Consider the following 12,939-nt stretch of genomic DNA (forward strand, 5'->3'; position numbering starts at 1 on the left):
TTCTACATTTCAAGCAAAATCCCTTCAAAATTTTTTCATTTGGTTTCAAAGGGTCAGACTGTATTCAGTCTGACCCTTTGATTGTATGTAACAAGTTTTATTTTTTTGCCACAAAAAATATTCTTTCTGTCTGTTCATTCATTGGTTCAACGGTAAAATCACCACTGATAGACAGTACAGTAAACCCTGCTTGAACAAGCCACTGTTCATATTGATCTATTAAAAACGTACGTTGCGTATGAGTTTCATCATAGCGTGCATATAACTCTGTATCTTCTTCCCTCACAAAAAAGGCTAGGTCGTGCTCTACACTATTCGCAAGTTCACCATCAAAACACTGCCAAATATAACTAATGTCTTCTTCATGGTGTGCAAAAGTGTGTGTTGCTATATAGTTACTGATTTTACTTGCAGAGTGAACATCAAACATTAACAAACCACCATCTTCTAGTTGATTATATACATGGTGAAAGGTTTGTTCAACGTCTTGTTGTTCTATTAAATAATTTAAAGAATCACAGAATATAAGAACGCAATCAAATAACGGGAACCCTGATAATTCCTTCATATCTTTTTGTATAAATGAGATCGAATGTTTATTGGACAATGACTTCTCCAAAGCTACAGCTAGCATATCCTCTGACATATCTACACCCGTAACATCGAATCCTTCATCTGCTAATCGGATGGATAATTCCCCCGTACCACAAGCCAAATCAAGTATTTTGGGACCAATTCTATACTTTGTTATATTTTCTTTCGCGAACTTCAGCCATAAATCATAGGGGGCATCTTTCATTAAGCGGTCATAGTAATATGCAAAATGATTGTATGTCATTGACTTAGCTCTTGTTGTAGGTCTACCCTCTGTGCATCTCCCCAAAGCTTTTCAAGATTATAATAGCTTCTTTCATCCTTGTGAAAAATGTGCACTACAACATCTCCAATATCTATTAAAACCCATCGAGCTTCATCATAGCCCTCGAGTCGTTTAACCGTATAGTCTTGTTCTTCAACAAGATCTTTAATTTCCTTTGCAATTGCTTGTATTTGTTTTTCAGAATTCCCTTGGCAAATTAAAAAATAATCAGCAATAAGTGAAATACCTTGCATATTTAAAGCTACAATTTGCTCTGCTCTTTTATCATCTGCACCTTTGGCAGCAAGTAATAACAAGTCATGATTTGTCATATTTTTGGTCCTCCGTTTTTTTCATAAGTAAATCGTTATACGTTAATAATGTACCCGGATAAATTAACTGTTTTTTGTTCATTAAAAACATCATCGTGTTATGCAAAGCCTGAATGACAGCATCATCTAAATTCTGAGAAGCTATAGCTCTTACTTCTTCTACACCAGGAAAATGCCTGCCAGGTTCAATATAGTCAGCCAAAAAGATAATTTTTTCAAGTAAAGTCATATTTTCTCTACCAGAAGTATGATATTTTATCGCATCAATGATAGCTAAATCTTCAATACCTACTTCTGTTTGTACTAGATAAGCCCCCACTGGTGCATGCCATAGTTCATTATGAAAGTGCAATAAATTTTGATTCATTTTTTGCTCAATGATGATTTTTTTCATTTCTTCTTTCGATCTAAATTTTGCATAGTCATGAAAGATAGCAGCTAATTCACACTGCTTTTGATCACAATCGTACCGCTTTGCTAATTTAAGTGCAGTTTCCATAACGCCAATCGTATGTAGATAACGATGCTCAGTTAATTGTTCTTTTACAATTTGTAAAGCTTCTTCACGTTTCATATAACCTATTCTCCGCAATATATTGTCTAACCTTACTCGGCATAAGATAGTGAGTCGTCTTGCCTTCTTTTAATCTCTGTTGCAGCAATGAAGAAGAAACATCAAACTGTGGAATTACTACTTGTAGTATAGGGTAATTCGTGTTCAAATCATATTGCTCCCTTTTGACACCTACAAATGTTACTAACTTCAGTAGATCATTGATTTTATACCATTTAGGCAAATATTCCACCATATCAGCACCAATAATGAAATAAAACTTGTAATCACTATACTTTTCAATCAAGGTCTTCATTGTATCATATGTATATGATACTCCTTGTCGGTCAATTTCAATCGTATTTAGCTTAAATAACCGGTTATCTTCAATTGCGAGTCGCAGCATCTTAAGTCTATCTTCACTACTTGATATATATTTATGTTGTTTATGTGGAGGTGTATACGTTGGTAAAAACCAGACCTCTGATAAATGTAGCTTATCTAAAACTTCATTTGCTATTAATAAATGTCCATTATGAGGAGGATCAAATGTCCCACCAATAATTCCTACTTTTTTCATACGTAACTAACCCTATGAAGGCAGTTTAATTTGCTTGTTATCTATTGATTCTTTATATAATACGATCGTGTTACCTATTATTTGAACTAATTCAGCCTTTGTACCATTCACTATATCTTCAGCAACTACGTTGCGATCATCTTCACAATTTTGTAGTACACTTATTTTTAATAGTTCTCTTGCTTCTAGTGCTTCACCAATTTGTTTATTCATGTTTTCATTAACCCCACCTTTACCTACTTGAAAAATTGGAGTTAAATGATGAGCTTTTGAACGTAAAAATCTTTTTTGTTTTCCTGTTAGCATGTTGTTCCTCCTAGTTTATTTAACACAATATTTTTCATGCGATCTGTATTTGGAAACATACTGGTCCACGTTTCAAACGCTAGGGCGCCTTGGTAAACAAACATATCTACGCCGTTTTGGACCACTGCTCCATTGTTTTGTGCTTCTGTTAACAATTTTGTTTCAAGTGGATTATAGATAATGTCAGATACGAAATGGTTCTTATTAATGTTTTTTGTACTTATAGGTACAGCATTGGTTTGGGGGCTCATACCTACAGATGTAGTATTAATAATAATGTCATAATGATGTATGCGTGTTTCGGCTTCATGTAAAGTCAACGCCGATGATTGTACATCAAACTGACATTGTTTTACTAACTCTACTGCGGTAGTCATCGTTCGATTGCAAATGTCTATGGTCTGCACTCCATGTTTTGCGAGTGAAAAATAGATCCCTCTAGCAGCTCCACCTGAACCAATGATTAATATCTTTTTGCTATTTAATTGTGATGTAACCATATTAGCTAAAGCACGAACATAGCCTGGTCCATCGGTATTATATCCAATTAATCTTCCATTATTATTTACAACTGTATTTACAGCGCCTATTTGCTCAGCTAGTTGATCAATATCATCTAAGTACTTCATGATACTTACTTTATGTGGTATTGTAACATTAAAACCAGCAATTTGTAGAGCTTTACACCCTAATATTGCATTCTCTAAATTTTCTGGTTCAACATGAAACGCTTGATACTTTGCATCTATCTCTAAATTAGCAAAAGCATCATTATGCATTTGTGGTGACAATGAATGAGCAACTGGACAACCAATTAGTCCAAATAATTTTGTCACTTTTCCTCATCCCCTATTAAAATCTATTTTTAAAGCAGGCTGTATTTGCATTTGTTGTTTGTCATCGTAAGAAATTGCCACATACATAACAAGCGTTCGTAGCATCCTTTTCTGTAAAACAATGACATCAGCAACAAAGTTTACGAAAAAAGACCCTAAATTAAAGTTTAAACACAACATAGTCTATTAGCATCATTTTATCTTGGTTCAAAAACTGTTCTATTTCAGTAACGAATACAACAAAGTTTGTGAAATATACTTAATGTTTAAAGATTTATATTCATTTCGCATTAACTGTTTCATGTGCAACTTCACATAAATTAAAGCAATTGTCAATGATTATATTAGTGACTTTCTAATTGATACACCCACACCTTTCGGTACATGCGCACAAATTGTTAAGCCTGGCTCATCTATAGTTATCCAACCTAAACCAGAAAATACTATATCCATTTTTCTTTCTTTAATCGTAAATTCATGAGCGATTAGTGGTGGAAATTCATCAACATGTTCCTTTCGCGGGGGTTGTAAAAGGTCCCCAGCATGCTTTTTATATAAATCATCTGCATTTTCAAGCTTTGTTCTGTGTATTGCTAAATCATTGGAAACATAACAAACAAATGATGTTCTATTTCCTTTTATAAAGTCAAAGCGTGCTAGACCTCCAAAATATAAAGATTGGCCCTCATTAAGCTGATAAACCTTTGGTTTGATTTCTTTTTTAGGCGAAATAATCTTTAAATCTCGCTTATCAACAAAATGAGCCATTTGATGATGATTTATAATTCCAGGTGTATCGTATAGAGAAGAGCCATCATCTAATGGTACTTCTATCATATCTAATGTAGTTCCAGGAAATTGAGAAGTTGTTATGACATCCTCATCTCCACTAAACTCTTTAATTACTTGATTAATGAATGTAGATTTACCTACATTTGTGCAACCGACAATATATACATCTTTACCATTTCTATATTGTTCAATCATTTCTGCAACTTCACGCACACCGTGACCTTTTGTAGCGCTAATTAAATACGTGTCAATCGGCTGCAAGCCTAATTCTTTAGCTGATTGCTTCATCCAATTGATCACCTTAGTATGTTTCACAGACTTTGGTAATAAATCAACTTTATTACCGACTAGTAGAATATTTTTATTGCCCACAAACCTGTGTAACCCAGGTAACCAGCTGCCGTTAAAATCAAAGATGTCAACAATTTTCACAACTAATCCATCTGTTTTACTAATTCCATTTAGAATATTTAGAAAATCATCATCTGTTAAGGATACATCTTGAATTTCATTATAGTGTTTTAACCGAAAACATCTTTTACAAATAATATTTCCTTTATTTAGTGCACCCTTTGGTGCATAACCGATTCCATCAGGGTCAATTGTTTGAATGGTTACGCCACAGCCGATACAGCTAATCCGTTCATTTTCCACTTATTTATTCCTCCCAATAAAGCATGCCTTTTCGCTTCATCCAAGCTAAAAGTTGTCTTTCAATTTTACGATTAATTCTAGTGAAAAAACCATCTGTTTGTGCAACAGGTACGACAAGAATCGTGTGATAGCCTCCTCTATTCCCACCTAATATATCTGTTAATAGTTGATCTCCAATAACAACAGTTTCTTCTTTTAAAATCTCCATGCTTTTTTGCGCTTTTCCAAATGCACGTTTTAAAGGTTTCCTTGCTTCAAATATGAATGGAATATGCAAAGGATCTGAAAAAGATTTTACCCTTTTTTCATTATTATTTGAAACGATTGTAACTTTAATGCCGCTTTCCTCCATATCTTTAAACCATTCAATTAACCTCGGTGTTGCATTCGGACGGTCCCATTCCACTAATGTGTTATCTAGATCCGTTATCACACCTTTAATTCCTTTTTCCTGAAGGTGTTGCGCTTTAATATCTAATACACTTTTCACGTGTTCATTAGGTAGAAAATGTCTAAGCAATTCAGATACCACCTTAATCTTTTGATTGTCTCTATATAACCTTATTATCATACCTAATTTTGTGTTTAGTTTCAAAACAATCTTTTATTGACATTTTGTCAAATGTTGTTTTATTCAATAATTAGCAAAAAACTTTTCGACAAAATATTCCCAATAAAAAATGTGGATAATTTTATACACATTATACATACTGATTTAACGCCCCTAAAGAAACTTATGAACAACTTACCCACAGGTTGTCCACCTCAAACTGTGGATAACAGAACGGTTGTTCTCTACATTTATTCATGTTAAAGTGAAGATAATCTAATCAACTTACCATAATATGTTTACTCCACATCATTTAGAACTCCAAAAACTATTTTCCTTTAAGCGTTTGTAAAAACGATGACTACTATACCTACTTACATTTAATAAAGGCTGTTTTCACATTGATGACCGTTGTTCGTCTTTAGAAAATCACACACCAACATCTTTTAAAGATGAAAGTCGCATTCGCATCACCTTGCTGTTTTACTAGGCTAAAAGTTTACAAAAGAGCCTAAAAAAAGATGACTTGTTTAGGAGGTGACATGCCAATTTGGCAGCTGATATGAAACGTTTATCAGATGAACTTTTAATTCAATCTTATTTTAAAGCGATGGACCTTAAACTTAGCAATGAATTTATCCATTTAATTAAACTCGAAATAAATCGTAGGTCATTGAACAACAAAATAAAAATTCCCTCATAAGAGCAAGCAAACTCCTAGGTCTTAGTTGAACCACAAAGATGCCATTCACTTTCTTGGAAAGTAGGAAATTTTGAAGCTGTGTAAACAGTAAGATTTCTTAATATAGGAATATTTGATTAATGGCTTATATATAATCTCGGACGTTGACATCCCTATAAATTCTAGCTAGAATAGCACTTCTTGCTAATCTCCTCTCTCTTTGCTTTTGATGCTAACTTTGGATTTTTCTTTTCGCAATGGGCTGTTTTCAAATTGATTGTTGTTTTTCGTATTAAGGAAAAAACACGTACACAACTAGAGACACCTTTTCTTCTCTATAGACTTTGAGTGTAACTTACAACACGTCAGTTACTTACTCAAATGTAAGTGTAAAAAAGCAACAATGTAATACGAAAAGAACCTTAAGTAATATCGCCCACCTAAATGAATTTAATCTTACACAGTAACCATCGATAATGTTAAAGACATAGAAGTAAAAACATTAGAATGGTTTGAAGAAAATCATGACAACAATAAGTAATACTTATCAAACATCATAAATAACAAATATTTTACTTATCGTATATAGATTTATAAAATAAAAGAGAATTTAGCAACTTCTAAGATTATAAAGTTGTAGAAAATATATAAATTTTTATTAATAATGGGAGTGGGTTTTATGATCCTTGGTTTACATCACGCTCAGATAACGATTCCAAAAGGGGCTGAAGAAGAGGGAAAAAACTTTTATTGCGGGATTCTTTGTTTACCTGAGAAAGAAAAGCCTGAATCGTTAAAAGGACGTGGAGGGTTTTGGGTAACAGTAGGAGATAGAGATGTACATATAGGTATAGAAGATGGTTTTGACCGCTTATCAACAAAGGCTCATTTAGCTTATCAGGTAGAGAATATATCTTATTGGCGAAACGTGTTAGAACAATATAACATTCAGATCATTGAAGGAGTACCTATTCCAAATTTTGAGCGTTTTGAATTTAGAGATCCGTTCGGAAACAGAGTAGAGATGATTCAAGAAATTTAGGTTCCTTTTTAATTCATATTAGTATTTAGATGAAGAAAACAAAGAGCTTAGGGGTTTCCCCTAAGCTCTTTGTTGATAAGAATTCGCTTGGTGATTAATTGCGATTACGATGAGAAATGATTGTGTTTTCTCGTTCTGCACCTCAATTTCAACACGCTGAACTTCAACAAAACCCCTATGTTATTCAGTTAATTCCATAAATTGCTTGACATCTTCAATAGAGAGTTTTACTGCTTGCTCCCAAAAATCTCTTTGTGTCAAATCAATTCCTAAGTGTTTATGTGCCAACTCTTCAACAGTCATCCTTGCTGTATCTTGTAAAAGAGCGATATACTTTTCTTCAAATTGTTTACCTTCTTCTTGAGACTTTTTATAAATTCCAAGTGAAAATAAATAACCAAATGTATATGGAAAGTTATAAAATGGCACTCCTGTAATATAAAAATGTAGCTTAGAAGCCCAAAAATGCGGATGATATTGCTCTAATGAGTCACAATAAGCTTCTTTTTGTGCTTGAAGCATTAGTTCATTTAGTCGTTTTGTACTAACCATACCCTTTTTACGCTCTTCGTAAAACGCAGTTTCAAACATAAATCTAGCATGTATATTCATATAAAAGGCTACACTTCGCTGAATTTTATCCTCAAGTAAAGCAATCTTTTCTTCCTTTGAATTTGCCTGCTGCACTGCTGCATCTGCCACAATCATTTCAGCAAAGGTTGATGCTGTCTCAGCAACATTCATTGCATAACTTTGATTTAGTGGATGTACATCACCCATCGCATGTTGATGGAAAGCATGTCCTAGCTCGTGTGCCAAAGTTGATACATTTGATGGTGTACCAGAGAAAGTCATAAAAATACGAGATTCATCACTATCAGGAAAACTTGTGCAAAAGCCACCTGGTCGTTTTCCTGATCGATCTTCTGCTTCAATCCATCTATTATTAAATGCTTTTTGTGTAAAATCAGTAATTTGTTCCCCAAATAAGCCAAATTGTTTTATGATGAACTCTGCACCTTCTTGATAAGTAACTGTTGAGTCAGTTTTACCAACAGGTGCGTCCAAATCACTCCAGCTTAGTTTTTCTACATTTAACAGTTTTGCTTTTCTATTTAAATAGTCGACAAATGGTTGCTTAAGATCTGTAATAACTGACCACATCGTATCCAATGTTTGTTTGCTCATACGATTAATGTCAAGCGGTTCTTTTAAGACATCATCCCAACCTCTTTTGTTGTAGACTTGTAAGCGAAAACCTCCTAAATGGTTTAATATTTCGCTATAAAAATCAGCTTGCTCTCCCCAAGCTTGCTCCCATTTTTCAAACATGCTCTCCCTTGTATCTTTATCCTTACTTGAAAATTGATTGGCAGCTTGACCTATTGATAAATTTTGGAGTTTTCCATCTACTTCAAATGGGATTTTCATCTTACCAACAGCTAAATTATACATTTGTCCCCAAGAGTGATAACCGTCAACAGATAAAGAATTTATAAGCTCTTCTTGTTCAATGGGTAGCTTTTCACTTGCACGTTTCCTGCGTTCAGTTAATACATATGACAGTTCTGCTAATAATGGATCTAATAGTAATTGACCCCACACTTCATCACTTATTGACACAAGATGTTCATCAAAGTGTGTAGTAATCGTTGCAAAAGCTGCATTCAATTGGGTAATTTCACCACGTAATATGTTAGCTTTCACATCAGAAGTATCTTGTGCCTGAAGACAGCTTACAAATGCACCCGTCTGTCTAATTTTCTTTGCAACTGATTGAAAGAGATGAATAAGATTATGTAAACCTTCTACATCATTCCCACTGCTAGGAGATTCAAATGTCTGTACAGCATTTTGAAACTCCTTCATATTTATTTCAATTTGTTCAATATAATTTTGTAAGTCCTCAGAATCACTTCCACCTTTAAAAATAGACTCTAAGTCCCATGTATCTAAATAAGCATTATTCATTCTGACATACCTCTCCTCTATAAAATTATTATATCTTCATATTATTTTATTCTATAAAAAAATTCAAATAACTTAATTCGCTACTAATAGCATTTATAATTGTTTAAATTGCCTTTTTTGCTGGGACAGACACAAAATCCACATCACGCTCATAAGAATTATTAATAGGCTTTTGCCTAGAGAATGAATGTGGAGGTGATTGGGTGACAGAAATTTTATCTGCATTAGGTTATTTCATAAAGGAGTTAGTTTTTTTAGTATCACATGTAAAAAACAATGCCTTTCCACAACCGTTGTCTCCCTCTGAAGAAAAAAAATATTTACAGCTCATGGCGAATGGTGACGAACATGCAAGAAACATATTAATTGAACATAACTTACGTTTAGTTGCACATATTGTGAAAAAATTTGAAAACACTGGTGAAGATGCAGAAGATTTAATTTCCATCGGTACGATAGGTTTAATTAAAGCAATCGAGAGTTACTCTTCAGGAAAAGGAACAAAACTTGCGACATATGCAGCTAGATGTATTGAAAACGAGATACTTATGCATTTAAGAGCTTTGAAAAAAACTAAAAAAGATGTCTCACTTCATGATCCAATTGGGCAAGATAAAGAAGGAAATGAGATTAGCTTGATTGATGTATTAAAATCAGAAGCTGAAGACGTGATTGAAACGATTCAATTAAATATGGAGTTAGAAAAGATTAAAGAATATATCGATATACTGGATGAACGAGAAAGGGAAGTCATTATTGGACGGTTTGGTCTAGATCTAAAAAAAGAAAAAACTCAACGGGAAATTGCAAAAGAATTAGGTATATCTCGAAGCTATGTTTCTCGCATTGAAAAAAGAGCATTAATGAAAATGTTCCATGAATTTTATCGAGCTGAAAAAGAAAGAGGGAGAAAATAAAACAACGAAATTTATTACACCTACGACAAGCATACAACTATAGAGTAATATTTTCGTTGTCTTTGCAACTGTGATTATTTTTGTTTATCTTTTTGAAGTTTTCTATTTTTGAATATCTTCCCTATATAAAAAACACCCATTAATATAGTAATGATCAAGAGCCATATTGGAGAGTAACCAATAATAAGCACAAGCATTGTAGAGGCAAAACTGATCAGTCCATTAATACTTTCTACAAATTCTTTTTTTACTTTATCCCAAGTGTTTAACCCGTCGTTATCAATATTAGCTATAACGACTTTGTTTTCAATCATTGACACAGTTACTGTCGATAGACTAGTTTGGTTATCTAAATATTTAATTCTACCAACAAGATGCTCGATTTCCTCTTGAACTCTCTCTAAGTCTTGTGAGATGGCAAGTACATCTTTTGTCTCCTTGGCATCTTTTAAAAATTGTAATAATCTATCCTCTACAATCCTTTTTGACTTTAATCTTGATTGTAAATCGACATATTCTTCTGTCACATCTTCGCCAGAGATATTTTTTGAATAAACTTTCACGCTTAATTGTTCAAGTTTATCTAGAAATGAGTAAAAGTTATTTTGAGGAATCCGTAATACTACTGCACCTTCAAGCTGTTCTTTATGTTCGTTATACACATTTGATTGAACGATATAACCCCCGATAGCTTCAGCATCAATTTGAATTTGCTTAAACGTTCGTTCATAATCCTCCACTTCCATCCTTATATTAGCTTGATAAATAACCATTCTGTCTTGGTTTGGATTATTTGTTATCTCTGTTTCGTTTGGTGCAGATTCTTCTGATGTGGTTAAGTCCATTGCTATTTCAGCTGTATTTTCATTTGATAAACTTGCTTTACCTTCATTGTACGAGCTACAACCAAATAATAGTAAATTGATAAAAACAACCATACAAAGCTTTTTAAATATATGCTTCAAGACTACCACCCTCACCTGTTATTGATAGACTATCTCGTAAACTCTGTTGTTAGCTAAATAAAAAATTCTATGATGAAGTAGTGGTGTTAGGTTTACATCGTTTTAAAGAAAGTAAACCAAAATCTAGTTGTTGGTGTTTTTTTACTATTTAAGAAAGGGCTATTTTCATATACTTTGTAGCTTTTTTTACATTTATTTGAGTAAATGGTGTATTTGATATGATTTATAGATTTTTGAGAAGTAAGGAGACCACGCACGCAATAAGTATACGTGTCTATATCTAAGAACTAAAAACAACAGTCAATGCGAAAACAGCCTAAAAAACAACGAGCTATTAGAAAACAGTCTATTAAAAGCATAGACGAATTTTCGAACCATTTTGTTACATTTATATATCTAAAAAGGTTGTTGTGGCGTTGAACACTATGATATAAGCAAGCATTCAGGATATATTTCATCTTTAATAACGATAATAGCTGTATCATCCCTCGAGCCGTTCTAAATTAGCACAATTAGCAAAAAAATTTCGAAAAAAGCACCTACAATCATGGTTTGATATACTAAGCTACATTTCTAAAGCAAGTTTTAATTACTGATTGAGTAGTTCACCGAAGTTATTTTCTGAGACGACTTTGAATCCATGGCTCTCCAACAATGCAGCTGTAACTCCGTTACCAGCTATTTTCATCCCATTAAAATCCCCATTGTAAATGTGTGTGGAACCACAAGAAGGGCTATTTTCCTTCAAGACTACAGTAGATGCTTTATATTGTTTAGCGATTTTTAACGTATCGTAAGCACCCTTTATAAATTGTTCAGTAACATCCTGTCCTGAAATTGATAGTACTTTTGCATCTCCACTAAGAACATCTTTGCCACAGCCACCGACAATTTCAGCTGGTTCCCTAGGAGTAGCTAAGCCTCCTAACACTTCTGGACATACCGCTACAGCCTTTTTCTTAACAACTAAATCTTTTATTACATGATGTAAACTATGATTTCCATCATAACGACACTCATTTCCTGCTAAACAAGCGCTTACTAATATCATTTATATGCGGCCTCCCTATGAAAATGTTCATCCTTACTATTTATTTTACCACATGAACTTGTCATGCTTTTAAAAGTGATAACACATATCAATATTTATACTGTAGAGGTTATAATTTATAAATATATGAAAAAGTGTTATAGTTAACTGAAACTTTACGTAAATATGCTCGTATTTATAAAGTGATACCAATAAGGGGGAACCTACTAGTGAAGCGAACCGGAGAAATAGTTTTAAGTATAATCGGAGCCGTACTTAGTGGCTTTTTAGCAATTATAGGAGGGGCATTTACTTATTTAATGACCAATGAAGCATTTTTACAGGAGTTAGAGGCACAATTTGCTACTGACCCTCAGCTTGCTACATTCAATATCGCAGACTTGATGGAAATTATAGGTAATACTGGATGGATTGTTGTAGCTGCCGGTATGGTTGGTTTAGTATTAAGTATCATTGCAGCCTTTTGTTTAAAAGGAAATAATAAGCCAAAGCTTGCTGGGACTTTATTAATTATTGCTGCATTATTAGTCGCCTTAATGACTGTGTTATTTGCATGGCCAATCGCTCTACTGTTCTTAATTGCAGGGATTATGAGTTTAGTACGTAAGCCGAAGCAAAACATATACGATTAAGAAATGATGAAATCGATTTTTAGCCTTATGACCGATTTCCATTATAAAAAAAGAATTAGGTGTGACCACCTAATTCTTTTTTATAATTAAATTTCTTCACTAATTTCAGTACCAATTACTATGCCGACAACAACGGTAATCGTTATGCCCATTACGATTGCAAACATACGCTCACTCCCCTTTGTAAAAGAATGACCCAATATCTCTATATTCAATT

General features: G+C 33.5%; 15 protein-coding genes. 4 read left to right on the forward strand and 11 right to left on the reverse strand.

Annotated features, from left to right (window positions below):
* Positions 1-97: 97 nt before the first annotated feature.
* The 8 genes from JM172_RS01840 to JM172_RS01875 all read right to left on the reverse strand — a co-directional run bounded on the left by JM172_RS01840 (position 98) and on the right by JM172_RS01875 (position 5,432).
* On the reverse strand, positions 98-838 hold the full coding sequence (locus tag JM172_RS01840; RefSeq protein WP_214480341.1) for a class I SAM-dependent DNA methyltransferase: 741 nt from the start codon (positions 836-838) through the stop codon (positions 98-100).
* Positions 835-1,191, reverse strand: a complete 357-nt coding sequence (rsfS, locus tag JM172_RS01845) for a ribosome silencing factor (protein ID WP_214480343.1) — start codon at positions 1,189-1,191, stop codon at positions 835-837. The genes JM172_RS01840 and rsfS overlap by 4 nt, the downstream gene beginning before the upstream one ends.
* Complete coding sequence (yqeK, locus tag JM172_RS01850; RefSeq protein WP_214480345.1) at positions 1,178-1,765, reverse strand: bis(5'-nucleosyl)-tetraphosphatase (symmetrical) YqeK; 588 nt, start codon at positions 1,763-1,765, stop codon at positions 1,178-1,180. The genes rsfS and yqeK overlap by 14 nt, the downstream gene beginning before the upstream one ends.
* The gene (locus JM172_RS01855) at positions 1,755-2,324 is read right to left on the reverse strand and encodes a nicotinate-nucleotide adenylyltransferase (RefSeq protein ID WP_214480346.1); all 570 of its coding nucleotides are present in this window, start codon (positions 2,322-2,324) and stop codon (positions 1,755-1,757) included. The genes yqeK and JM172_RS01855 overlap by 11 nt, the downstream gene beginning before the upstream one ends.
* Before the next feature lie 12 nt (positions 2,325-2,336).
* On the reverse strand, positions 2,337-2,630 hold the full coding sequence (gene yhbY / locus JM172_RS01860) for a ribosome assembly RNA-binding protein YhbY (RefSeq protein ID WP_214480347.1): 294 nt from the start codon (positions 2,628-2,630) through the stop codon (positions 2,337-2,339).
* Complete coding sequence (aroE, locus tag JM172_RS01865; RefSeq protein ID WP_214480348.1) at positions 2,624-3,466, reverse strand: shikimate dehydrogenase; 843 nt, start codon at positions 3,464-3,466, stop codon at positions 2,624-2,626. The genes yhbY and aroE overlap by 7 nt, the downstream gene beginning before the upstream one ends.
* A gap of 339 nt (positions 3,467-3,805) precedes the next feature.
* Entirely contained in the window at positions 3,806-4,912 is a 1,107-nt protein-coding gene (gene yqeH / locus JM172_RS01870) for a ribosome biogenesis GTPase YqeH (RefSeq protein WP_214480349.1), read from the reverse strand.
* A 4-nt stretch (positions 4,913-4,916) separates the two neighbouring features.
* Positions 4,917-5,432 (reverse strand): YqeG family HAD IIIA-type phosphatase, encoded by a 516-nt coding sequence (locus tag JM172_RS01875; protein ID WP_214480350.1) that lies wholly within the window; start codon positions 5,430-5,432, stop codon positions 4,917-4,919.
* A gap of 592 nt (positions 5,433-6,024) precedes the next feature.
* On the opposite strand from JM172_RS01875, the gene sda reads away from it, so the two are divergent.
* Both sda and JM172_RS01885 read left to right on the forward strand, forming a co-directional pair.
* Positions 6,025-6,165 (forward strand): sporulation histidine kinase inhibitor Sda, encoded by a 141-nt coding sequence (gene sda, locus JM172_RS01880; RefSeq protein ID WP_214480351.1) that lies wholly within the window; start codon positions 6,025-6,027, stop codon positions 6,163-6,165.
* A 658-nt stretch (positions 6,166-6,823) separates the two neighbouring features.
* A complete protein-coding gene (locus tag JM172_RS01885; protein ID WP_214480353.1) occupies positions 6,824-7,186 on the forward strand; it encodes a VOC family protein in 363 nt (120 codons plus the stop codon).
* 180 nt (positions 7,187-7,366) lie between these two features.
* Here JM172_RS01885 and JM172_RS01890 read toward each other — a convergent pair whose 3' ends face one another.
* Complete coding sequence (locus JM172_RS01890) at positions 7,367-9,157, reverse strand: M3 family oligoendopeptidase (RefSeq protein ID WP_214480355.1); 1,791 nt, start codon at positions 9,155-9,157, stop codon at positions 7,367-7,369.
* A gap of 203 nt (positions 9,158-9,360) precedes the next feature.
* Between JM172_RS01890 and sigK the strand changes: the two genes are divergently transcribed.
* Positions 9,361-10,074 (forward strand): RNA polymerase sporulation sigma factor SigK, encoded by a 714-nt coding sequence (gene sigK, locus JM172_RS01895; protein ID WP_214480356.1) that lies wholly within the window; start codon positions 9,361-9,363, stop codon positions 10,072-10,074.
* A 74-nt stretch (positions 10,075-10,148) separates the two neighbouring features.
* Here sigK and JM172_RS01900 read toward each other — a convergent pair whose 3' ends face one another.
* Both JM172_RS01900 and JM172_RS01905 read right to left on the reverse strand, forming a co-directional pair.
* Entirely contained in the window at positions 10,149-11,039 is an 891-nt protein-coding gene (locus tag JM172_RS01900) for a DUF4349 domain-containing protein (RefSeq protein ID WP_214480357.1), read from the reverse strand.
* Positions 11,040-11,628: 589 nt separating this feature from the next.
* Positions 11,629-12,090 (reverse strand): 2-thiouracil desulfurase family protein, encoded by a 462-nt coding sequence (locus tag JM172_RS01905; RefSeq protein ID WP_214480358.1) that lies wholly within the window; start codon positions 12,088-12,090, stop codon positions 11,629-11,631.
* Positions 12,091-12,299: 209 nt separating this feature from the next.
* Here JM172_RS01905 and JM172_RS01910 point away from each other — a divergent pair, with 209 nt between their 5' ends.
* Positions 12,300-12,722: a DUF4064 domain-containing protein gene (locus JM172_RS01910; protein WP_214480359.1), complete on the forward strand. Its 423-nt coding sequence runs from the start codon at positions 12,300-12,302 to the stop codon at positions 12,720-12,722.
* Positions 12,723-12,939: the final 217 nt, after the last annotated feature.

This window comes from Bacillus sp. SM2101 (assembly GCF_018588585.1).
Taxonomy (GTDB): Bacteria; Bacillota; Bacilli; order Bacillales; family SM2101; genus Nanhaiella; species Nanhaiella sioensis.

Bases quoted from the DNA above. Each gene is read 5' to 3' on its own strand.
- JM172_RS01885 (WP_214480353.1), top strand. From the start codon at position 6,824: ATGATCCTTGGTTTACATCACGCTCAGATAACGATTCCAAAAGGGGCT.
- yhbY (WP_214480347.1), bottom strand. From the start codon at position 2,630: ATGCTAACAGGAAAACAAAAAAGATTTTTACGTTCAAAAGCTCATCAT.
- yqeK (WP_214480345.1), bottom strand. From the start codon at position 1,765: ATGAAACGTGAAGAAGCTTTACAAATTGTAAAAGAACAATTAACTGAG.
- JM172_RS01840 (WP_214480341.1), bottom strand. From the start codon at position 838: ATGACATACAATCATTTTGCATATTACTATGACCGCTTAATGAAAGAT.
- JM172_RS01855 (WP_214480346.1), bottom strand. From the start codon at position 2,324: ATGAAAAAAGTAGGAATTATTGGTGGGACATTTGATCCTCCTCATAAT.
- sda (WP_214480351.1), top strand. From the start codon at position 6,025: ATGAAACGTTTATCAGATGAACTTTTAATTCAATCTTATTTTAAAGCG.
- rsfS (WP_214480343.1), bottom strand. From the start codon at position 1,191: ATGACAAATCATGACTTGTTATTACTTGCTGCCAAAGGTGCAGATGAT.
- JM172_RS01890 (WP_214480355.1), bottom strand. From the start codon at position 9,157: ATGAATAATGCTTATTTAGATACATGGGACTTAGAGTCTATTTTTAAA.
- JM172_RS01905 (WP_214480358.1), bottom strand. From the start codon at position 12,090: ATGATATTAGTAAGCGCTTGTTTAGCAGGAAATGAGTGTCGTTATGAT.